Below are 20696 nucleotides of genomic sequence, written 5' to 3'. Positions count from 1 at the left end.
TAGAAAATGAAAATATGAAAATACACTTTATAGCCATAGGGGGGAGTGCTATGCATAATTTGGCAATTGCATTGGCTAAAAAAAACTATAAAATTACAGGGAGTGATGATGTGATTTACGAGCCGTCGAAATCACGATTAATTGTTAATAACTTATTTCCAAAAGAGTTTGGATGGTTTCCTGAAAATATAAGTAAAGATCTTGATGCTGTTATTCTTGGAATGCATGCAAAACCTGATAATCCAGAGTTGTTGAAAGCGCAAGAGTTAGGTGTTAAAATTTACTCGTATCCTGAGTTTTTATACGAGCAATCAAAGTTAAAAACAAGAGTTGTAATTGCTGGTTCGCATGGAAAAACTTCCATTACCTCAATGATTTTGCATGTGTTGCATTATCATGACATGGAAGTGGATTATATGGTTGGTGCTCAGTTAGAAGGTTTTGATACCATGGTGCATTTAACAGATGAAAACGAGTTTATGATTTTAGAAGGAGATGAATACTTGTCTTCTCCGATAGATAGAAGGCCAAAAATTCATTTATACAAGCCAAATATAGCTTTGATAAGCGGAATTGCATGGGATCATATAAACGTTTTTCCAACTTTTGAAAACTATGTAGAGCAATTTGACATTTTTATAAATACCATGTCTAACGGGGGTATAATGGTTTATAATGAGGAAGATGAAGAGGTAAAACGGGTTGTGGAATCTAATGATTTACCAATTAAAAAATATCCATATAAAACGCCTGATTTTACCATTGAAAACGGCGTGTCGTATTTAGATACTCCTGATGGGGTGTTGCCATTAGAAATATTCGGAAATCATAATTTGCAAAATTTGGCTGGTGCTAAATGGATTTGTCAACATTTAGGTGTGGATGAAGATGATTTTTACGAAGCTATTGGAAGTTTTAAAGGAGCGAGTAAACGATTAGAAAAAATTGCTCAGAACGATTCAACGGTAATATTTAAAGATTTTGCGCATGCACCTTCTAAAGTAAAAGCCACTACAAAAGCGGTGAAAGATCAATTTGTGAATAAACAAGTGTTGGCGTGTTTAGAATTACATACTTATAGTAGTTTAAATGCTCAATTTTTAAAGGAATATGAAGGAGCATTGAATCCAGCGGATAAGGCTGTTGTGTTTTACTCTCCTCATGCATTGGAAATAAAAAAACTAGAAAAAGTTTCAGAAAAGCAGATTAAAGAAGCCTTTAATAGAGACGATTTAATAGTGTATACCAACCCAGATGAGTTTAGAAAGTTTTTATTTAGTGAGAATATAGAGGATACAGCATTGCTGTTGATGAGCTCTGGGAATTATGGTGGATTGGATTTTGATGAAGTTTCTAAATTGACCAACTAATTATTTTTCTACCCATAAATTTTCCACCCATCTTAAGGCTGAAATTAATTTATTTGAACGATTCTTAGCTTTTGACTCGAATTCTTGCAAAATATTTTTATCAATTTTTCGACCTTGCACCATAACCCAAACAGGTGTAGAAAGTGTATTTAAATTCTCAAGCGGGTTTTCTATGGTTAGATTAAAATTGGCAAGATTACCTTCCACAATTCTTCCCATATTATTAAATTGAGAATGGACTTTACTTGGGTTTATCGTACTGGTTTTTAAAACTTCGAAATTACTTAGATCAGCTTGTTTGTAAAAGTTTAGTTCTTGATGAATGGCAAAACCCGGAGCAGTAAGGGCTATCCCGGCATCAGTACTACTTACAATTGTTACGCCTTGTTTGTGCAACTGATTAATTGCGTATAAGTGAAAGTTGTGCTGGTCTTTTATTCTTTTGGTTGTAGACGGGTTCTGAGTTTTTTCATTTTGCCATCTTGCTATTTGATTTTTACTATCCATTTCAAATAGTAACGGGTTAATGTATTGCGTTTGAGTTGAGTTTTCAATATTGGGATCTGTCAACATTTCAAATATTTTATAAAAGCCCGTAAGCGTAGGGCTAAACGCCTGTTTTCTCATAGCCATTTCTCTAGCTATTTGCTGAAGTTTTAAAGTGTCTAGTTTGTAATTTAGAGGTTGCTGTACAATATCTTCAGTATGTTCAATTGTCGCAATTTGAGGATGGAATTGCTCTGTATATGCTACGTTAAAACTAGGATGTGCTACGACATCTATGTTAAGTATTTCCGCTTCTTCTACAATGGCAATATATTCCGCTTCTGTCATGCCAGCGTACGTTTTTATAAAATCATATCCCCTTTTGTGGTAAGAATTTACCAGAATTCTAGCTTCTTCAGGAGAACTAACTTGAACCTTGTCGTCACCTAAATCATCCTTGCCAGTAAGTTTTGGACTCGAAGTAAAAAATTGCGGTGCAATTATTACTTGATTTTCAATTTGCTCTTTTAATCTTAAATGAAATGGCATGCCCCATAAATTTCGAACCGCTGTTACACCATTAGACAGATATAGTCCTAATTCTTGTTTGTCCCAAACATGCACATGCATATCAATTAACCCTGGAGAAAGGAATTGATTTTGTCCATCAATTATTTCAATATCTTTATTTTTTATATGCTTGGCAACCTTTGAAATAATTCCATTTTCAATTAAAACCATTTGATTCCTAAAGACCGTGTCGGAAGTCATAGGAATAACATTTACGTTTTTAATTAAGTAGGAGTTTTGTTGAAGGGTCGGTTGATTTTTTAGTTTTAAATAAGAGGTAGTATTATAATCAAGCTTTATTATGATGCCGACTGCAACAGCACAAATAATTAATAGAGCAACAAGGATTTTTACAAGTATTTTTAAATATTTCATAATTTAGTGTAGGATATAATAAGAACGCTCAAGCTTTAAAAATGTTACAGTTGGTCGTCCTTTAAAATATTCATTAACATGAAATATATTTTGTCTTCAACCTCAGTTAATTCATTTTGCTCTCTTATAAATCTATTGACGATAGATTCTGTTAACGACCCAAGATCTTCATTTTCTAGCAATCCGTCCGCAATTTTAGAAAGAGATTCGTGATAGATATTTTTTGAAGCAATAAGTAAACGAGCCTTGTTCTCAAGGCTGTTATCTTTTAAAATACAGCCTATAAGTCCTATACTCTCATCATCTTGAGTCTTACATTGCTTAAGGATTTCTTTTTCAGATTCAGAAATATCCTCATACAATAATTTGTTCAATTCTTGTTTTCTGTCAAATTCACTGTTTGGTGATAGTATTGCTTTAATATTCAATTGAAAATATTTTAAAATAAAGGTTTTAATAAATTAACACGCTTCATTGGAACTGGAATTATTTTTTTAAAGCAGCACTGACCACATTACCTGTATTGCCATTAGGAAATGCAATTCCTAGTAAAGCAGACATGGTAGGTGCAATATCTATAATATTGGTTCTTTCAAAAGTTTGCCCAGGTACAATTCCTGCACCATAAAACAGCAACGGTATATGGGTATCGAAATTGTAGCCTGTTCCATGTGATGAACCTGTTTTTCCATATGAAATTACAGATGGTTCCAAAACAAAAATGACATCACCAGATCTTTTTTGGTTATGCCCGTTATGAAGTAACATTTCTATGCCAACATGTTGGTTTGAGTTTTTAATTTCGTTTGATGTATACACTTTATAAATGTGTTTGTAGGAGATTATTTCATCTACAAAAGATTGTTTTACATCAGTCTCACTTAGTTTTAGGGAGGCTAATTTGTCCTTATTAAGGAAAATATCACCATATCCAATTTTTTCAACAAGGTCTTTACCGAATTTTGATTTAGAAAATTCACTTAGTTTGGTTCTAAATTTTTTTCCATCAAAGTATCCTGCCGGAATGTTTTTACTTTTTAAATAAGCGGGAACATCTATGGCTCCGTGGTCAGCAGTTAGAAAAATTGTGAATTCACCTTTTCCAACTTGTGTATCTAAAAAGTTTAAGAAACGTTCAAGGTCTTTGTCTAATCGAATATAGGTGTCCTGAACTTCTTTAGAGTTTACACCAAAATTATGTCCTACATAATCTGGGCTTGAAAAACTTACGGTTAGCACATCGGTAAAATTGTCTTTGCCTAAATCTACTCCTTTAATTGCCTCCATAGCAAAGTCAACTACTAAACTGTTTCCATAAGGAGTTGATTTTAGAATGCTATAATCTCCATTTTCTTTGCTTAATTTTTTTAAGTCATACGGAAATGTCGCTTTTTTCTTTCCATCAAAACCTCCTTCAAACTTATTTTCATCATCACCACTTTCAATATACGATTCTATGTCATATAAGGTATTCCATTCTTTCAGATAAGATTTCACAATGTCAGATTTGTTGAACTCTTTGGCCCATTTTGGTAATTCTTTTCTATAGAAAGAACTTGTAATCCAGTTGCCATCTTTTCCACCTTCATACCAATAAGCAGCGTTGGCCGTATGACCTGCAGGTAAAACAGCACCTCTGTCTTTTATAGAAATTCCAATTGTTTTTCCTTTAAATTGAGTATGTAATCTATTTTCATCAGTAAATGTTGTAGTTAACATTCTATGAGGAGACATTTCGCCAGCACTAGATTTTGTTCCTACAGATTCATAAGAATCATCACCTGCACAGTATGCACTTGTTTTATTCTCTTTATCATACCAACTATTTCCAATAATTCCATGGTATTTTGGTGTGGTTCCAGTAAAAATAGAAGCATGTCCTGGTCCAGTGGCAGTTGGTACATAATTATAATGATTGTTTTTTGCATTAAAACCTTCATTAATAATCCTCATAAAACCACCATCCCCATAATGATTTTCGAATCGGGTTAAATAATCATATCGCATTTGATCAACAACAATACCTACAACCAATTTAGGTTTTGAAGATTTTTCTTGAGCAGTGCAATTAAAAAAAATGAAAGATGTTAAAACGAGGAATAGAATATTTTTCATAATGAATAATAATTTAAAGCAGCAAATATAGTTTTTAGTTTAAAAGATTAATTTTAAATTACATTATTAATAGAATAATAATAATTTAGCAAAAAAGAATTTACATGAATTATTTGGAGCATATCGGAAAATACTTTCTGATGCTTGGTCAAGTTTTTAAACGACCTCAGAAACGAAAGGTGTTTTGGGAAATGCTAATGAGAGAGATTGAAGATTTAGGACTGAAGTCTTTAGGGATTATTATGTTTATCTCTTTTTTTATTGGAGGAGTTGTGGCTATACAAACGGCGCTAAGTGTAGATAATCCGTTAATCCCTAAATATTTAATTGGGTTCGCAACAAAGCGTTCAATGATTTTAGAATTCGGACCTACGTTTACATCTATTATTTTAGCAGGGAAAGTAGGATCTTACATTGCCTCTAGTATGGGAACCATGCGTGTTACAGAACAGATTGACGCCTTGGAAGTAATGGGGGTTAATTCATTAAATTATTTGGTATTACCTAAAACTATTGCAACCTTATTCTTTTATCCTTTGTTGGTGTTAATTGCGATGTTTTTAGGAATTGTTGGCGGCTGGGCTGCAGGTTTGTTAACTGATCTTTTTTATTCTGTTGATTATATAGATGGGATTCGTTTGGAATTTGATCCATATTATATAAAATATGCTTTAATAAAAACGTTTGTGTTTGCATTTGTAATAGCTACTGTTCCGGCCTATCATGGTTATTATGTTAAGGGAGGTTCTTTAGAAGTAGGTAGAGCAAGTACAGCAGCAGTTGTTTGGACCAGTGTTTCGATAATTACATTAAATTATTTCTTAACCCAAATGCTTTTAGGATAATGATAGAAGTTAAAGAATTGCATAAAAGTTTTGGTGATGCTCATATATTAAAAGGGCTTACAACCGCTTTTGAAAAAGGAAAGACCAACATGATTATAGGGCAAAGTGGTTCTGGTAAGACGGTATTCTTAAAATGCCTATTAGGGTTACATACCCCAGAAGAAGGAACTATTTCTTTTGATGGCAGGATTTATTCAGAACTAGATATAAATCAAAAGCGAGCTTTAAGAACAGAGATTGGTATGTTGTTTCAAGGCAGTGCTTTGTTTGACTCACTTACAGTTGAAGAGAATATTATGTTTCCATTAAAAATGTTTGCCAATCAAACTAAAAAGGAAATGCAATACAAGGTTAACAGCGTTTTGGAGCGCGTAAATCTTGTCGGAGCAAATCCGAAATTTCCGGCAGAACTTTCAGGAGGCATGCAAAAACGAGTTGCTATTGCAAGAGCAATTGTTATGAACCCTAAATATTTATTTTGTGATGAGCCTAATTCTGGTTTAGATCCTCAAACAGCAACGGTAATTGACAACTTAATACAAGAAATTACAAGAGAAAATGGAATAATTACGGTGGTAAATTCGCACGATATGAATTCTGTTATGGAAATTGGAGAAAAAATAGTTTTTTTAAAAGATGGAAAAAAAGCGTGGGAGGGAACCAATAAAGAGATTTTTATAACTGAAAATCAGGCAGTCATAAATTTTGTGTATTCTTCTAATTTATTTAAAAAAGTAAGAGAAGTTTATTTAAATGAAAGTAAATTATAATTCTGTTTGTTTTATTAAAACAAGTGTTTATATTTGCAGCCGCTAAAACGAAAAAGAAGGACGACTTGGTAGCTCAGTTGGTAGAGCACCTCCCTTTTAAGGAGGTGGTCCTGGGTTCGAGCCCCAGCCAAGTCACATAAAAAAACCGATACATTTGTATCGGTTTTTTGATTTTCAAAAGAATATAAGTACTAATTGGTCTTTTATTGGTTAAACTGATTTTTATCATAAAATACTCTTGTTATGCGTCTTAATTTTGCTCGTATAAATTGCGAATTAAAACTTAAAAGATATGATAGTTAATGAGGATAGAACAGTTGCAGATGTTGTGAATCAAAACATTAAAGCTGCCGATGTATTTAAAAAATATGGAATAGATTTTTGCTGCGGAGGTGGAATAACAATTCAAAAGGCTTGTGATAAAAAGGGTATTGATTATAAAGCGTTGGAAAGTGAGTTAAAAAGCATTGGCAATAATATTCCAAGAGCGTTTAATTATAATAAATGGGAATTAGACTTTTTAATTGATCATATCCAAAATATTCACCATACATATGTAGAGGAAAGTATTCCGATATTATTACAATATGCAAATAAAGTTGCTAAAGTACACGGACACCATTATGTTGAGGTTTTAAGAATAAATGAATTGGTTGAGGAAGTAGTTCAAGAACTTGCAGGGCATATGAAAAAGGAAGAATTGATATTATTTCCATATGTTAAGCAATTGGTACTTGCAAAAAATGAAAATATAAAAACGATGAAACCACATTTTGGCTCTGTTGATAATCCAATAAACATGATGGAAAATGAGCATGAAACCGCTGGAGACATTTTTAAAGAAATCGCTGAATTAACGAATGACTTTACACCTCCGGAAGAAGCGTGTAATACTTTTAAAGCCTTATATGCTAAATTACAAGAGTTTGAACAAGACTTGCATCAACACATACATTTAGAGAATAATATTTTATTCCCTAAATCAATAAAATTAGAAAAACAATTATCTTTACAATAAAAAACTAACAATTATGAGAAAATTACTGACCGCAACTTTTTTATTTTTTACATTAATAATGAGTGCACAGGATTTTGGACTTTCAGCCGAAATTAGACCGCGTTATGAGAACGCTCATGGGCAAAAAACACTATTAGAAACCGATGCTGATGGAGCGAATTTTATTTCGCAAAGAACACGTTTAAACGTTGACTTTTTATACAATAAAATTCGTTTAGGGGTGTCTTTACAAAATGTTCGTGTTTGGGGTGATGTAAGTACTTTATCTTCAGACGACACAAACATTGCTTTCCACCAAGCATGGGCAGAAGCTATTTTATCTGAAAAGTTTTCAGTGCAATTAGGTAGACAAGTAATAGCATACGATAACGAAAGAATATTTGGAGGCGTTGCTTGGGCGCAACAGGCAAGAAGTCATGATGCTTTGGTTGCACACTGGAAAGTTGGAGAGAAAAGTAAATTAGATTTTGGTATTGCTATGAATGCAGACAGTCAATCTAATATTGCAACTCCATACACTAATGCTGCTGGTTATAAAGCTTTTCAATATGCATGGTATCACACAGATTTTGATAACTTAGGTTTAAGTTTCTTATTATTGAATAATGGAGTTGAGTATGAGGACACAAACATGGACTTAGAGGTTGACTACTCTCAAACTATTGGATCTTACTTAAATTATAAGAAAGGAAAGTTCAATGCAGATTTTCAAATATATTTTCAAACAGGAGACTTGAATGGAAACTCTGTTAGTGCTATGAATGTAGGAGGTAATGTAGGTTATTCGTTAACAAATCAGTTTTCTTTAGGATTCGGTGCTGAATATTTTTCGGGTAAAGATATGACAGATACGGGTTCTGATGTGAAATCGTTTAACCCATTGTTTGGTACCAACCATAAATTTAATGGTTTAATGGATTATTTTTATGTTGGAAATCATATTGGATCTGTTGGATTGGTTGATGTCTATGGACACATAGCGTATAAGAAAGATAAATTCAATGCGAAATTAGCACCACATTTCTTCTCCGCTCCAGCAACGATACAACAAGGTTTTACAGAGTATGATAGTAATTTAGGAACGGAATTGGATTTAACTATGGGCTATGGAATATCAAAATCTTTTAGTATAGCTGCGGGACACTCTGCAATGTTTGCAACTGAATCTATGGAAATTCTAAAAGGAGGAGATAAAGATGAGTACAATTCATGGACTTGGTTAATGGTAACATTTAAACCAACATTGTTTACAAGCAAGGCAAAATAGCCTTTTATTAAATTAGATTAAAAGACTTTATTATTAAAAGATAGTAAAGTCTTTTTTTTGTAGCTTAAGTTACATTAAATACTATTTAGTCTTTATATATTTGCAATGTAAGATTTGTAAAATTAATACGTCTTAATAACCTTCAAAAAGCAATAATTATGTCAGTAGTTTGTGAGCGCGAATGTAAACAAGTTGTAGAATCTAGTTTGGAAAAAGGAATGACCTATAAATCGTACATCGAATTGGTGAATGATTTGGCAAAATCTAATGGTACAACTGGAGTAGATCAATCAGAAGATAGAGTAGTTTATACAGGTCTTAATCAACGAAGAATGAAGCGTTGGAATAAGACATTGAAAGTTTCTGAAAAAGTTAGAGAGTCAATTGAGAAGTTAGATAAAAAATATACTTGGTTGGTGCTAACGGAAAGTTGGTGTGGAGATGCTGCCCATGTTTTACCTGCAATAAACAAAGTGGCAGAGTTATCTGAGAACTTAGATTTGAAGGTCTTGCTTAGAGACGAAAACCCTGATTTAATGAGTAATTTTTTAACCAATGGTGCGCAATCCATTCCAAAGTTAGTTATGGTTGACAATGAAAGTGGCCAAGTAGTAGATACTTATGGCTCTAGGCCAAAAGTTTTAACTGATATGGTAAAGGAATATAAAGAATTACATGGAAAATTAACTCCAGAATTTAAAGAGGATATTCAGGTTTGGTATAATAAAGATAAAGGACAGACCATCATAAACGAGTTAGTAGATCTTGTAAAAGAATAAAGAAAATAGAACTTCAATTTTTATTGAAAGCAGTATTAAGTTTCTAGAACTATTGATACATTTGTATCGGTTCTAGGAACTTTTTTTTGCACAAAATTTAAAATGCTATGGCTCAAATTACGAATACAATATTAATGGTTCGTCCAGTAAATTTTAGAATGAACGAACAAACTGCTGTAAATAATTATTATCAAAAAAGTTTGAAAGCTACATTGCCGGCAACTATTCAGGCCAAAGCTTTGGAAGAGTTTGATGCTTTTGTGTCAAAATTAAGGGCTAAAGGTATTAATGTTATCGTAGTTGAAGATACTTCAGAGCCAAATACTCCTGATTCTATTTTTCCAAATAATTGGATTTCATTTCATGCAGACGGAACAGTTGGTATATATCCAATGTTCGCTGAAAACAGAAGAGATGAGCGGAGAGAGGACGTTTTTGATATCTTAGAAACGAATGGATTCCACATAAATGATGTCGTCGATTATACGGCTGCAGAAGATGAAGAAATTTATTTGGAAGGAACAGGAAGTCTCTTACTAGATAGAGAAAATAAGATTGCTTATTGTGCTTTGTCTCAACGTGCAGAGGAAGATTTAGTAATTGAATTTTGTGAAGATTTTGAGTTTACACCTTTATTATTTACAGCAAATCAAACTGTAAATGGTGAGCGAAAAGCAATTTATCATACCAATGTAATGATGGCTTTGGCAGAAGAATTTGCAGTTGTTTGCTTGGCCTCGATTGATGATAAAAAAGAGCGTAAACAATTGGTGAAACAAATGAAAGCTTCAGGCAAAGAAATTGTGAATATTACTGAAGCTCAAGTTGAAAATTTTGCTGGGAATATGTTACAAGTAATCGGTGCCAATAACCAACGTTTTACAGTGATGTCCGCAGCGGCGGATGCATGTTTAACTAAGGATCAAAGAGCCGTAATTGAAAAGACTAGTAAAATAGTTTCAAGTTCATTATCTACAATAGAAACCTGTGGAGGTGGCAGTGCCAGGTGTATGATGGCTGAGGTGTTTTTACCGAATGTTTAAAGACTGTTTCGTCATTCTGAGTGGAGGGAAGAATCTTTTTTCACACCTCCCTAGTTTTCCTCAAGGAGGGAATATTTATAACTCTCATTCTATGGATCATAAAGAAGATAACTTGACTTAATTCTTTTTTATAACCTTTGTTGATTTTGATTCGATATTTGAATATTTGGCTGTCGCCCTGCGACAAAAAAAGTAGCAACACCTCAACAACAAAAAGGTGTTACTACTAAAGTTGGTTGTTGTTACTTATCTATATTTTAAAAGAGAATCATGATTTTTAAAATAACTTAATTCGTTAACTTTTTACAACCAGGTTATACGCTACGGTTAGTTAGCGTTTAGATATGCTTCCTCCAGAAGATTTAGATTTGTTTAAAACGGCAGGATTTCCTTCGAAAGAAATGTGTCCTCCGCTACTTGCTCTGGCATCTAATTCTTCACTAGCATGTATTGAAATATCGGCTCCACTAGAAACACCTGCTGTTGCTTTTTGAGATGTTAAATCATCCGCATCAATATGGCTACCGCTACTTGCATCACCGGCAAAAGATTTTGTCGTTCCAGTTAATTTTGCATGCGCACCACTACTTGTAGAACATGTTACTTCGGTCGCGTTTATGGCAAGAACTAATTCGGCACCACTGTTAGAACTTAATTTTAAATTTTTTGCTCGAATGGTTCCTTCACTTCTAATTTCTGAACCACTTGTGGCTTTTAGGTAAGTTAATTCATCTGCAGTAACATAGACATTTCTTGCCTTTGCTCTAGAGACATTTTTGTCAAAATAAATTTTTAACGTATTTCCTTCTACTTCAGTAACTAATAGATCAATAATGTTTTCGTCTGCTTCTACATGTAAATCCGTTGGAGTTCCTTGAGTTAAATAGACATTAATACCATGACTTGCTTTGATTTCAGAAAATTCTGCCGAAATTTTTCGGTCTTCAGAAACTACATTTCTGTTTCCTTTAATTCCAAATCCATCAAACATGCAGGATGTAGTTGCGATTAGAAGTACTACTAAAATTGAAAATTTTGTTGTTTTCATAATAATTGGTTTTAGTTAAATTGTTTGGCTAAATTAAGTTTGGTTAGTTAGGTTTTTAATTAGTTTTTACTGAATTGTTATATCTTAGGGATGAATTGTATTGATTGGACGATTTTGTTTAATCTATGGTTACTCCAGAACTGTCCAGTTTCATTTCAACTTTCTCTCCATCAGAGTTAATTTCTAAATTAACGCTGTTCTCATCTACTTTTAAATTTACGTTTCCGTTGTAGTTTCCGCTTTTTCTTTCGTCTCCATTACAATCCAAACAATCTAGTTCACTCTCACTCATAATGTAATGGTGTTTTGTCATACTGCGGTCATAAATATTCTGAACATTTGAAACATCGTCTAAATAATTTCTTGTTGAGGTATCTAAATAAACCGTAAACCCTTCTGGCAGATATATGATTACATCAATCCCTTGATCAAAAAAACCATTTGGAAAATTGTTTAAAAAGAAGTTGTCTAATTGAAGGCTTGAACCGTCTAATCGAAACTGATATTCAATTTTTTCCGCATTACTTTTTGCAACATCATAAGTTCTTCCACGGGCAGATTTCCTGATTTTAACATACGCTGCGTCCGTTTCACTTTTTCTTATGTCTACATCAACATCAGAAGAGTAGAGTTTTTTCGTATCATTTTCAGTAACGACCTTATAACTATTATTTCTACCATAATAACTGTTGTAATTATTATTGTATGAATAGTCCGAATCAAATTTATGCATGGAAACCTTTAAAGTGTCCGTTTGTACAATTGCTAGGTCATGTTTTGTAGTACTAATTCCAGATTGGCTATATCGGCTTGAGATATCAATTCCAGAAAATATAAGTCCTAAAACCGCAATTATCCACAATGCTAAAAGAGTTAATCCGGTTACTTTTCCAAATGATTTTGAATTGTTAGATAGTATTTTAAGACCAAGCATAAACAATACTACAAATGGTATTGAGACAGCCATAAATACAAACAATACAATTAACCAATAGGGTAGTGCTGTGCTTAAAAATTGAGGTGAAAAATCAAAGAATTCTTCATGCATTCCTAAGGCTTCAAAACTTCCCCAAGAAAAGATTGCAATTACTAAACTTATCAATGTAATTGCCGCTATAAATATGATTAATGCACCGATAAATTTAGCGAACACCTTTAACAAGGTGATTAATACGTTTCCCAAAGTATCTAGAAATTCTTGCAATCCCGATTTGGCCTTTCCTTTATATTTTTTGTAATCAGCGCTCGAGATTTTTTCAGAAATATCATTCGCTCCCTTTTTTACGTGTTTTGACACATGTTCAAACTCTTCACGAATTTTTTTTTCAATGTTGTCAATATTTACTGACTCGCCTTCCATTTCTAATTTTTCGGCAGTACTCCTTGCTTCAGGAAGTAATATCCATAATAAAATGTAAGCCAAAAACCCGATACCTGTTCCAAAAGCAATTACCAACCAAATAATTCTAGACCATATTGGTTCAATTCCTAAAAAATGTCCGGTTCCAGAAGCAACGCCACCTAGAAATTTATCATCACCATCTCTATACAACTTTTTAGATGGTCTTCTTTTTCTTGAATACGAAGTGTCTTCAGAAAAGATTTCTTCATCTACGTTGTAATCTTCTGGTTGTCCCATAATTGTAACGATTTCGTCGATGTCAGTATCACTAACAACTTGTCTTTCGTCAACAATTCTTTCAGACAATAATTCGCTTATACGCGATTCAATATCTTTTATAATTTCGTCTCTTCCCTGAGGATCATCGCTCAAAGATTTACGAATGGAGTTCAAATACCTGTTTAGTTTTTGATATGCAGTTTCATCAATATGAAAAAACAATCCACCTAGATTAATATTTATAGTCTTGTTCATTTTTTTGTTGATTTATTAGTTGTTACCAGATTAACGGCCTCTACCAAGTCGTTCCAAGTTGTGTTTAGTTCTTTTAAAAATAGTTTTCCGGTTTCGGTTAAACCGTAATATTTACGAGGTGGTCCAGAGGTAGATTCTTCCCATCTGTAATTTAAGAGCCCGGCATTTTTAAGTCGAGTTAATAATGGGTAAACGGTTCCTTCAACCACTAGTAATTTTGCACCTTTCAAATGCTCTAAGATCTCTGAAGTGTACGCATCTTTATCGTTTAAGATAGAGAGGATACAAAACTCCAAAACCCCTTTTCGCATTTGCGCTTTTGTGTTTTCAATCTTCATAAGTGTTGAATTATTTAATGAATTTTATTGTAATAGGGTATTTATAATCTTCCCCTTTATTTGCTTTAACTGCTGCTAGAATTATTAGAACAAATCGAATCAGTCCTAAAATTCCTATTAATGAAATACCTCCGAAAAAACCAAGTACATTAGGGAAATCAAAAAAGAAATCATTATGCATATGATCTAGGTTAGATACATTTCTGAAAATTGAACGGATAAACAAAGGGATAAAGGTTAAGCCCAAAATAAATTGATATAAAAAGAAACTTAAATTAAAATTTACGGCTTCTTTACCTTGCTCATCTAAATATGCGCTTTCATCTTTTTTAACTTGCCAAAAGATAAGTGGTGCTACAATTCCTCCCAAAGGAAAAAAGTATCCTGCCAAAGCGGAAATATGAATTAGAAAAGCATTGTTTTGTTCTGTTTTAGTTTTCATGTTGGTTTGTTTATTGTTGGTGGATTTTACCTTAGTTTTCGAAACTTATATGGTATTACCCTTTAATTTACTATGCAAAGATATAAATAAAAAAAGGTAGTATGCAACACATAGTACTAAAATTTAACAAATTTTAACAGTTATGCTTTGATGGTTTACTTGTTGAGAATAGGGGTGAAGTCAGTATTTAAAGGCGCTGTACGGGTAAATTGTATTTCTTTCATCTTAGGAATAAAATTTTAAAACTTAAATTATTATTCAGTAAAAATGAGTAAATTGTGAGTTCAAATTGTATAAAATGAAGTTTACACCGAGTAAGATTAATCTTTTTTTGATGGCAAAACTACCATCTGCTTATTTAAGCGGGGTGCGATTAAAATCAATTTCAGATTCAGAAGTAGTGGCCAAAGTAAAATTTAGATGGATCAATCAAAATCCATTTAAATCGTTGTATTGGGCAACGCAAGGGATGGCTTCTGAATTAACTACAGGTATTATTGTAATGCGTGAAATTGCTGAAAGTGGTAAACGAATTTCAATGCTTGTAACCAAACAACAAGGTGAGTTCTTAAAAAAGGCGAAAGGAACGATCTTGTTTTCCTGTGTCGATACTGACATGGTCAAAACAGCTATAGCGCAATCGATAGCAACGGGTAAGGGACAACAAATTATATTAGTGTCTAAAGGTGTAGATGAAGCAGGAGATACTGTATCTTCCTTTAGTTACGAATGGAGTATAAAACTTAGAACTTAATTAGTTACTTTCCGCTGTTTTAATGTCTTTAATATATTTGTCCAATGCCAGTCCGTATTTTGATTTTTGGATAGAACTTGTAAGTGAATTGTTTACAGTATCCAATAAAGTTATGTGAGCATCATATAGTTCGGATAATGCTAAGTATGGTGCCACTTCGCTGTCTTTATTTCGAATGGCAAAACTAGACGTATAACGAAATCTATTTTTAAGAAGTCTATTTAATTCTTCGTCTAACTCAACCATTCTATCGCTATTATTGTTCTTTTGTGCTTCAAAGTTTTCTTTTACAATCTCCAATCTCTTACCGTTAAATTGGCTTATCATATCTCGATACTCTAATAATATATCATGAGTTTTAGATCCGGAAACTTCAGCAGTGGTCGCAAATTTGTCCAATTTGGTATTAATAGTGATAATTCCTTTTTCGCCAAAGAAATCAATTTTTTCACTTTCCATTTGATTTAATGTTAAATAATACATTTCAGGACTCTCAATATTATCTACAAGTCTAAAATTATTTTCACCATTTAAAAAAATGGAATCCACAGACACTAGCAAAGTGTCTTGATATTTCTGTAAGTATAAAGTTCCTTTTTTAAAGTTTTGAATAGTTCCTTCCACTACCATAGAACCTTCTTTTTTTGAAGAACAGGCTACCATGAATCCAACAGTTACAACAGCAAGTACAATCTTTCTAATCATCTTATTTATCTCAAAAAATTTATGGCTACAAATATCGATTTTTTTATCAAAAATCAATGGATATAGAGCGATAATAATTAGGGAGAAACAATTTCCATTAAATTGGCACAAAATAGGGCGGCAAATGTGCCTATGGCATATCCAACAACAGCGAGTAAAACACCTACTGTTGCCAGTGAAGGGTGAAACGCAGCTGCTACTACCGGTGCAGAGGCAGCGCCTCCAACATTTGCTTTACTTCCAACGGCTAAGAAAAAATAAGGGGCTTTAATAATTTTAGCAACAACAATTAGTAAAATAACATGGATTGCCATCCAAATAAGTCCAACTAATAGAAGGCCGGGGTTTTCGAAAATAGAACCTAAATCCATTTTCATACCTATAGAAGCAACTAAAATATAAATAAATACACTTCCCAATTTACTGGCACCAGCACCTTCATATTTTTTTGCTTTAGAAAATGAAAGAATTATTCCAATTACAGTGGCAATGGTAATCATCCAAAAGAAGGTTGAAGTAAAGGAGGCTAGAGCAGAAGTTTTATCGCTAAATAATTCGAAACCAGATAAAAAAGTAGAAATTTTATCAGAACCAAAATGTGCAATACCAACTGCTGTAAATGCAATTCCGAACATGATCATATAGTCCGTTAAGTTTGGAATCTTCGAAACACTTTTTTCATATTTAATTACCTTGTTTTTTAATTCTTCAATGGCCGTATTATCTGCTTTTAACCATTTGTCTATGCGTTCTTTTTGCCCGATGCCAAAGAGCAATACTGCCATCCAAATTTGAGCAACAACAATATCTACTAAAATCATGGCTCCAAATTTCTCTGGATTGTATTTAAATATTTCATACATGGCTGTTTGATTAGCACCTCCGCCAATCCAACTTCCGGCTAGTGTTGATAGTCCTCTCCATACAGCATCTGGTCCAGCACCTCCAACCGTTTCTGGGCTTACCATTGAAATTAATAAAATGGCAATAGGTCCACCAATTACAATTCCAACAGTTCCTGTAAAGAACATAATTAAGGCTTTAGGGCCAAGATTGAAAACCGATTTTAAATCGAGACTCAAAGTCATTAAAACCAAGGCTGCTGGTAGTAAATAGTTTTTTGCTATATCATAAGTTTTTGAAATTTCTGGTGAAATTAATCCTAATGAATTCAGAACTGCAGGCAGCAAATAGCACATTAGAAGTGCCGGAATTATCGAATAAAATTTAGACCAAAATCCTGTTTTTTTAGAGGAGGTGTAAAATACCAATGCCAGCATTAACATTAATAAACCAAAGACCATTGTGTCGTTGGTAAACATAGGTGTAGAATCCATATATGTGATTTGATTTTCACAAATATATAAATATCTAGTTAAGAATTTGTCAGTTTAAAAATTTATCAGAACAATTTTGCGAATCCGATTCCGAAGGTAATACTATCGTAACTATCTATACCGATATCTCCGGTAAGAGAACCGAATACCTCCCAATTATTAGGAAGGTGCATAGGTGCTTCAACTCCTAATCTAATTACAGGGAAATCTTCATGTTTAGAGAGTTCGACACCGCCTCCAGCAAGAAAGGCAAGATATTTTAATGGTTTATAGGTTCCCATGATTGCCATGGATATGGGTCTTTGTCTAATAACTCCATCACCACCGTCATGAGTATGGTCTAAGTCTATATTTTCAACAATGATGTCATTGTGCAAACCTATGGCCCATTTATGATTAATATTGAAATTATAGTTAAAACAAAAAGAGGGTGCCGCTATCCAATTACTACCATTACGATTTTCTTTGGCGGAATTGATATTGGTGTGACTTAAAACTGCAGAGATGGAATGTTTTTTTAATTCGGAATGTTCTGAATGTTCAGTTTGCTCTTTGTGCGTATCTTCTTCTGTTTCATGCTGTGCAATGGAAACAACTGATGAAAACAAAAAAACAAGGGTAACACAGTAAAAGAAGGCCTTTTTCATAGGTTTAATTTTTAACGAAGATAGCAATAAATTTACTCTTCCGTTTTCTTTTTGGGTTGCCTATTCGCTTCTTTTAGGCATTTGTTTAGCATCCATTCCAATTGCCCATTGGTAGATCTAAACTCGTCTGCCGCCCATTTTTCAACCGCTTTGAGCATGTCTTCGTTAATTCTTAAGGCAAATGCTTTCTTTTTAGCCATTCGAATTTATTTTAGATTGATATGTTTCCAAGACACGTTTTGCATCGTTTTCATTCTGAGTACCGATCAATATTTTTTTTCCGTTTTCAAGTACTAACTGAATTCCGTATTTACCTCCTACATTTAATGCAAGCCCTTTGTTCTTGCCCCAAAAACAACGTCTATAGCCGTATCCTCCAAATTTTCTTAACGAATTGTACTTGGTTACATGGCATTGTTGAATTCGGCTCCAAGGAATGAATTTTTCTTTGCATTGATTTGGATAAAAACGATAGAATACTCCTTGTTCATTAATTTTTGTTGAGAGTTTTATGGAAAGGATTAATAGAAAAACAAGGACAACCGAAAAAGAAACCATTACTAAACTCCAAAACTTTGGAGTGTTAAAGGCAGGAAACCCTTCTTTTGAAGTAAGAATTGGAATTAGTACTCCAACGATAGGTGTAATCATTAAAATGATTAATACCCAATTTTTAAATCTTTGTTCTTCTACAAATACTTTCATTTCAGTTTAAAATTTTGATTTTGAATTAAAAATACAAATCGATCTCTTTGAAAACTTTACTGTCGCTGTCGCTAAAAATAGAATGCCAATAGTTACTAAACTTCCATCTGAGCTAGAAATTAGTAAAGAGCCAGAAATAAGAAGTGCTAAATAGATAATGGGTTTTATATAATTCATATGAATAATGCGATTAAATTAGTGATAATGGTTAGTAGTATCCAGATCATAGCTTTTTTATTTTTTTTTAATTTGATTTTTCCAAGACCACTTTAGAGATGTGCCCTTCGTTATATCCTACACTAATCACTTTCCAACCATTTCTGGCTTCTGAGTTCATTGTGTCAAGAAATGCATCTTCTTTTTTAAAAAGTTTTTTGGTTAAAATTTTATATTGCGTCATAATTCTAGTGATTTAAAGTACCTGTATTTAACACTGGAGCAACCTCTTTATCAGAACATAGGATAACCATTAAATTACTAACCATTGCTGCTTTGCGTTCTTCGTCTAATTCTACAATTTCCTTTTTACTTAACTCGTCTAAAGCCATCTCAACCATACTAACGGCGCCTTCAACAATTTTATGACGTGCAGCAATTATAGCAGTTGCTTGTTGTCTTTTAAGCATAGCATTTGCTATTTCTTGTGCATATGCCAAGTATCCAATTCGTGCTTCTAATACTTCAATTCCGGCCATTGCCAATCTTTCAGCTAATTCTTGTTCTAAAGCCTCACTAACTTCATTAACACTAGCTCTTAAGGTAATGTCTTCATCATGTCCTTCATCGGCAAAATTGTCATATGGATATAAACTAGCCAACTTACGAACTGCAGCATCCGATTGTACACGTACAAAGTTTTCATAATTATCTACATCAAAAGCAGCTTTAAAAGTGTCTTTAACTTTCCAAACTAAAATTGTACTGATCATAATTGGGTTTCCTAATTTATCGTTAACCTTAACACGTTCGCTGTCAAAATTACTTGCTCGTAAAGAGATTTTTCTCTTTTTGTAAAGTGGATTTGCCCAATAGAATCCATTTTCTCTTACTGTGCCAATGTATTTTCCAAATAATAAAATAACTTTTGATGTATTTGGGGCTACAATAAAGAAGCCAGGAAGGAATACAAAAAATAAAATGATTGATGGAATAATCATAAAAGGATTTCCCTGTGTTATTCCGAAAATTAAATTAGCGATTAGTATAAAAACTATGACTAGCATAAAATAGCCATTCGATACTTTGATGTTTTTTTCTTCTTTCATATAAGTAGTTTTAAAGTGATATTAAAATGATATCACAAATATATCAAATAATTTTATTCATTTCCAAATGTTTACGCATAATTATTTTTAAATTAGCTGAAAAATAAATCACATGAGAGTAAATAGATTATTAGTACTTGGGTTAGTTGTTTTGTTGGCGTTACCATTAACATCGTATAAAAGATGGGGACAAACAGGACATAGAGTTGTTGGAGAAATTGCTCAAAAGCACTTAACAAAAAAGGCGTCAAAAGCGATAGATAAGTTGTTAAATGGAAAATCATTGGCATTTGTATCTACCTATGCCGATGAGATTAAATCAGATAAAAAGTATAATAAATATTATACATGGCACTATATAAACATGGATATGGATCAGGATTATGCTGCCGCTGAGAAAAACCCTGAAGGTGATTTAGTTTCTGGAATTGCAAAGTGTAAGCAAGTGATTTCAGATGAAAACGCATCTAAGGAAGACAAAGCTTTTCATTTAAAAATGTTAGTGCATTTAGTAGGGGATTTACACCAACCTATGCATATAGGATTAAAAGAGGATAAAGGAGGAAACGATTTTAAAGTAAAATGGTTTTACAAAGATTCTAATTTGCACAGAGTTTGGGATAGCGATATGATTGATGGTTATTCTATGAGTTATATAGAATTGGCTAAGAATGCAGATAGGTTGTCAAAAAATCAAGTTGCGGCATTGCAGCAAGGAACTGTTGTTGATTGGGTAAATGAAGTGCATGAGTTGACCAAAGAAGTATATGGTTCTGCTGAACAAGGAGAGAATTTAAGATATCGTTATTCTTATGAGTATTTAGAAACGGCAAGAACGCAAATGCAAAAAGGCGGGATTCGTTTGGCAAAAGTGCTAAACGATTTGTTTTAAGCGATACAGACATAAATAAAAAGAGGCATTTTCGTTACCGATAATGCCT

General features: G+C 33.0%; 23 protein-coding genes and 1 tRNA gene. 10 read left to right on the top strand and 14 right to left on the bottom strand.

All coding sequences use genetic code 11. The features are described 5' to 3' along the window. The first annotated feature begins 14 nt into the window (after positions 1–14). Positions 15–1370, top strand: a complete 1356-nt coding sequence (locus RM519_RS05730; protein ID WP_311592673.1) for a UDP-N-acetylmuramate--L-alanine ligase — start codon at positions 15–17, stop codon at positions 1368–1370. Here RM519_RS05730 and RM519_RS05725 read toward each other — a convergent pair whose 3' ends face one another. Genes RM519_RS05725 through pafA form a run of 3 tightly spaced genes read right to left on the bottom strand, consistent with a single transcriptional unit; the run spans position 1371 to position 4916 of the window. Then, a complete protein-coding gene (locus RM519_RS05725; protein WP_311592672.1) occupies positions 1371–2801 on the bottom strand; it encodes an amidohydrolase family protein in 1431 nt (476 codons plus the stop codon). A gap of 44 nt (positions 2802–2845) precedes the next feature. Further along, positions 2846–3229: a hypothetical protein gene (locus RM519_RS05720; protein WP_311592671.1), complete on the bottom strand. Its 384-nt coding sequence runs from the start codon at positions 3227–3229 to the stop codon at positions 2846–2848. A 58-nt stretch (positions 3230–3287) separates the two neighbouring features. Beyond that, entirely contained in the window at positions 3288–4916 is a 1629-nt protein-coding gene (gene pafA, locus RM519_RS05715; protein ID WP_311592670.1) for an alkaline phosphatase PafA, read from the bottom strand. 104 nt (positions 4917–5020) lie between these two features. Here pafA and RM519_RS05710 point away from each other — a divergent pair, with 104 nt between their 5' ends. The 7 genes from RM519_RS05710 to ctlX all read left to right on the top strand — a co-directional run bounded on the left by RM519_RS05710 (position 5021) and on the right by ctlX (position 10638). Then, positions 5021–5761 carry an MlaE family ABC transporter permease gene (locus RM519_RS05710; protein WP_311592668.1) on the top strand — a complete coding sequence of 247 codons (741 nt, stop codon included), beginning with the start codon at positions 5021–5023 and terminating at the stop codon, positions 5759–5761. Further along, entirely contained in the window at positions 5761–6531 is a 771-nt protein-coding gene (locus tag RM519_RS05705) for an ABC transporter ATP-binding protein (RefSeq protein WP_311592667.1), read from the top strand. Before RM519_RS05710 ends, RM519_RS05705 begins: the two co-directional genes overlap by 1 nt. A 62-nt stretch (positions 6532–6593) precedes the next feature. Then, positions 6594–6666: transfer RNA gene (locus RM519_RS05700), tRNA-Lys, on the top strand. A 157-nt stretch (positions 6667–6823) separates the two neighbouring features. After that, positions 6824–7549: an iron-sulfur cluster repair di-iron protein gene (gene ric, locus RM519_RS05695; protein ID WP_311592666.1), complete on the top strand. Its 726-nt coding sequence runs from the start codon at positions 6824–6826 to the stop codon at positions 7547–7549. A 13-nt stretch (positions 7550–7562) separates the two neighbouring features. After that, positions 7563–8816 carry an alginate export family protein gene (locus tag RM519_RS05690; RefSeq protein ID WP_311592665.1) on the top strand — a complete coding sequence of 418 codons (1254 nt, stop codon included), beginning with the start codon at positions 7563–7565 and terminating at the stop codon, positions 8814–8816. 158 nt (positions 8817–8974) lie between these two features. Further along, entirely contained in the window at positions 8975–9595 is a 621-nt protein-coding gene (locus RM519_RS05685) for a thioredoxin family protein (RefSeq protein WP_311592664.1), read from the top strand. A gap of 107 nt (positions 9596–9702) precedes the next feature. Continuing rightward, entirely contained in the window at positions 9703–10638 is a 936-nt protein-coding gene (ctlX, locus tag RM519_RS05680) for a citrulline utilization hydrolase CtlX (RefSeq protein ID WP_311592662.1), read from the top strand. A 331-nt stretch (positions 10639–10969) separates the two neighbouring features. Here ctlX and RM519_RS05675 read toward each other — a convergent pair whose 3' ends face one another. From RM519_RS05675 to RM519_RS05660, 4 genes are all read right to left on the bottom strand, one after another. After that, positions 10970–11686, bottom strand: a complete 717-nt coding sequence (locus RM519_RS05675) for a head GIN domain-containing protein (protein WP_311592661.1) — start codon at positions 11684–11686, stop codon at positions 10970–10972. Positions 11687–11804: 118 nt separating this feature from the next. Continuing rightward, positions 11805–13562 carry a PspC domain-containing protein gene (locus RM519_RS05670; protein WP_311592660.1) on the bottom strand — a complete coding sequence of 586 codons (1758 nt, stop codon included), beginning with the start codon at positions 13560–13562 and terminating at the stop codon, positions 11805–11807. Beyond that, on the bottom strand, positions 13559–13900 hold the full coding sequence (locus RM519_RS05665) for a PadR family transcriptional regulator (protein ID WP_311592659.1): 342 nt from the start codon (positions 13898–13900) through the stop codon (positions 13559–13561). Before RM519_RS05665 ends, RM519_RS05670 begins: the two co-directional genes overlap by 4 nt. A gap of 10 nt (positions 13901–13910) precedes the next feature. Continuing rightward, entirely contained in the window at positions 13911–14342 is a 432-nt protein-coding gene (locus RM519_RS05660; RefSeq protein WP_311592658.1) for a DUF4870 domain-containing protein, read from the bottom strand. Between the two features lie 334 nt (positions 14343–14676). Here RM519_RS05660 and RM519_RS05655 point away from each other — a divergent pair, with 334 nt between their 5' ends. After that, positions 14677–15096 carry a DUF4442 domain-containing protein gene (locus RM519_RS05655; RefSeq protein ID WP_311592657.1) on the top strand — a complete coding sequence of 140 codons (420 nt, stop codon included), beginning with the start codon at positions 14677–14679 and terminating at the stop codon, positions 15094–15096. Here the strand turns inward: RM519_RS05655 and RM519_RS05650 are convergent, their stop codons facing one another. The 7 genes from RM519_RS05650 to RM519_RS05620 all read right to left on the bottom strand — a co-directional run bounded on the left by RM519_RS05650 (position 15097) and on the right by RM519_RS05620 (position 19755). Further along, entirely contained in the window at positions 15097–15801 is a 705-nt protein-coding gene (locus RM519_RS05650) for a DUF4369 domain-containing protein (protein WP_311592654.1), read from the bottom strand. It abuts the gene before it with no gap. A gap of 77 nt (positions 15802–15878) precedes the next feature. After that, complete coding sequence (locus RM519_RS05645; RefSeq protein WP_311592652.1) at positions 15879–17138, bottom strand: DUF819 family protein; 1260 nt, start codon at positions 17136–17138, stop codon at positions 15879–15881. 65 nt (positions 17139–17203) lie between these two features. Further along, a complete protein-coding gene (locus RM519_RS05640) occupies positions 17204–17785 on the bottom strand; it encodes a hypothetical protein (RefSeq protein WP_311592651.1) in 582 nt (193 codons plus the stop codon). Between the two features lie 32 nt (positions 17786–17817). Then, positions 17818–17985: a type II toxin-antitoxin system antitoxin gene (locus RM519_RS05635; RefSeq protein ID WP_311592649.1), complete on the bottom strand. Its 168-nt coding sequence runs from the start codon at positions 17983–17985 to the stop codon at positions 17818–17820. Continuing rightward, positions 17978–18490: a hypothetical protein gene (locus tag RM519_RS05630; RefSeq protein ID WP_311592648.1), complete on the bottom strand. Its 513-nt coding sequence runs from the start codon at positions 18488–18490 to the stop codon at positions 17978–17980. Before RM519_RS05630 ends, RM519_RS05635 begins: the two co-directional genes overlap by 8 nt. A 244-nt stretch (positions 18491–18734) precedes the next feature. Then, positions 18735–18890, bottom strand: a complete 156-nt coding sequence (locus RM519_RS05625; protein WP_311592647.1) for a hypothetical protein — start codon at positions 18888–18890, stop codon at positions 18735–18737. Between the two features lie 4 nt (positions 18891–18894). Continuing rightward, complete coding sequence (locus tag RM519_RS05620; RefSeq protein ID WP_311592645.1) at positions 18895–19755, bottom strand: SPFH domain-containing protein; 861 nt, start codon at positions 19753–19755, stop codon at positions 18895–18897. Positions 19756–19867: 112 nt separating this feature from the next. Here RM519_RS05620 and RM519_RS05615 point away from each other — a divergent pair, with 112 nt between their 5' ends. After that, the gene (locus RM519_RS05615) at positions 19868–20647 is read left to right on the top strand and encodes a S1/P1 nuclease (RefSeq protein ID WP_311592644.1); all 780 of its coding nucleotides are present in this window, start codon (positions 19868–19870) and stop codon (positions 20645–20647) included. Positions 20648–20696 lie beyond the last annotated feature (49 nt).

Source organism: Urechidicola vernalis, from assembly GCF_031846385.1.
Taxonomy (GTDB): domain Bacteria; phylum Bacteroidota; class Bacteroidia; order Flavobacteriales; family Flavobacteriaceae; genus Urechidicola; species Urechidicola vernalis.
Note: the sequence above shows the minus strand (reverse complement) of the source record. Positions and strands in the feature narration are given on the sequence as shown.

Bases quoted from the DNA above. Each gene is read 5' to 3' on its own strand.
- RM519_RS05730 (WP_311592673.1), top strand. From the start codon at position 15: ATGAAAATACACTTTATAGCCATAGGGGGGAGTGCTATGCATAATTTG.
- RM519_RS05725 (WP_311592672.1), bottom strand. From the start codon at position 2,801: ATGAAATATTTAAAAATACTTGTAAAAATCCTTGTTGCTCTATTAATT.
- pafA (WP_311592670.1), bottom strand. From the start codon at position 4,916: ATGAAAAATATTCTATTCCTCGTTTTAACATCTTTCATTTTTTTTAAT.
- RM519_RS05710 (WP_311592668.1), top strand. From the start codon at position 5,021: ATGAATTATTTGGAGCATATCGGAAAATACTTTCTGATGCTTGGTCAA.
- RM519_RS05705 (WP_311592667.1), top strand. From the start codon at position 5,761: ATGATAGAAGTTAAAGAATTGCATAAAAGTTTTGGTGATGCTCATATA.
- ric (WP_311592666.1), top strand. From the start codon at position 6,824: ATGATAGTTAATGAGGATAGAACAGTTGCAGATGTTGTGAATCAAAAC.
- RM519_RS05690 (WP_311592665.1), top strand. From the start codon at position 7,563: ATGAGAAAATTACTGACCGCAACTTTTTTATTTTTTACATTAATAATG.
- RM519_RS05685 (WP_311592664.1), top strand. From the start codon at position 8,975: ATGTCAGTAGTTTGTGAGCGCGAATGTAAACAAGTTGTAGAATCTAGT.
- ctlX (WP_311592662.1), top strand. From the start codon at position 9,703: ATGGCTCAAATTACGAATACAATATTAATGGTTCGTCCAGTAAATTTT.
- RM519_RS05675 (WP_311592661.1), bottom strand. From the start codon at position 11,686: ATGAAAACAACAAAATTTTCAATTTTAGTAGTACTTCTAATCGCAACT.
- RM519_RS05670 (WP_311592660.1), bottom strand. From the start codon at position 13,562: ATGAACAAGACTATAAATATTAATCTAGGTGGATTGTTTTTTCATATT.
- RM519_RS05665 (WP_311592659.1), bottom strand. From the start codon at position 13,900: ATGAAGATTGAAAACACAAAAGCGCAAATGCGAAAAGGGGTTTTGGAG.
- RM519_RS05660 (WP_311592658.1), bottom strand. From the start codon at position 14,342: ATGAAAACTAAAACAGAACAAAACAATGCTTTTCTAATTCATATTTCC.
- RM519_RS05655 (WP_311592657.1), top strand. From the start codon at position 14,677: ATGGCAAAACTACCATCTGCTTATTTAAGCGGGGTGCGATTAAAATCA.
- RM519_RS05650 (WP_311592654.1), bottom strand. From the start codon at position 15,801: ATGATTAGAAAGATTGTACTTGCTGTTGTAACTGTTGGATTCATGGTA.
- RM519_RS05645 (WP_311592652.1), bottom strand. From the start codon at position 17,138: ATGGATTCTACACCTATGTTTACCAACGACACAATGGTCTTTGGTTTA.
- RM519_RS05640 (WP_311592651.1), bottom strand. From the start codon at position 17,785: ATGAAAAAGGCCTTCTTTTACTGTGTTACCCTTGTTTTTTTGTTTTCA.
- RM519_RS05635 (WP_311592649.1), bottom strand. From the start codon at position 17,985: ATGGCTAAAAAGAAAGCATTTGCCTTAAGAATTAACGAAGACATGCTC.
- RM519_RS05630 (WP_311592648.1), bottom strand. From the start codon at position 18,490: ATGAAAGTATTTGTAGAAGAACAAAGATTTAAAAATTGGGTATTAATC.
- RM519_RS05625 (WP_311592647.1), bottom strand. From the start codon at position 18,890: ATGACGCAATATAAAATTTTAACCAAAAAACTTTTTAAAAAAGAAGAT.
- RM519_RS05620 (WP_311592645.1), bottom strand. From the start codon at position 19,755: ATGAAAGAAGAAAAAAACATCAAAGTATCGAATGGCTATTTTATGCTA.
- RM519_RS05615 (WP_311592644.1), top strand. From the start codon at position 19,868: ATGAGAGTAAATAGATTATTAGTACTTGGGTTAGTTGTTTTGTTGGCG.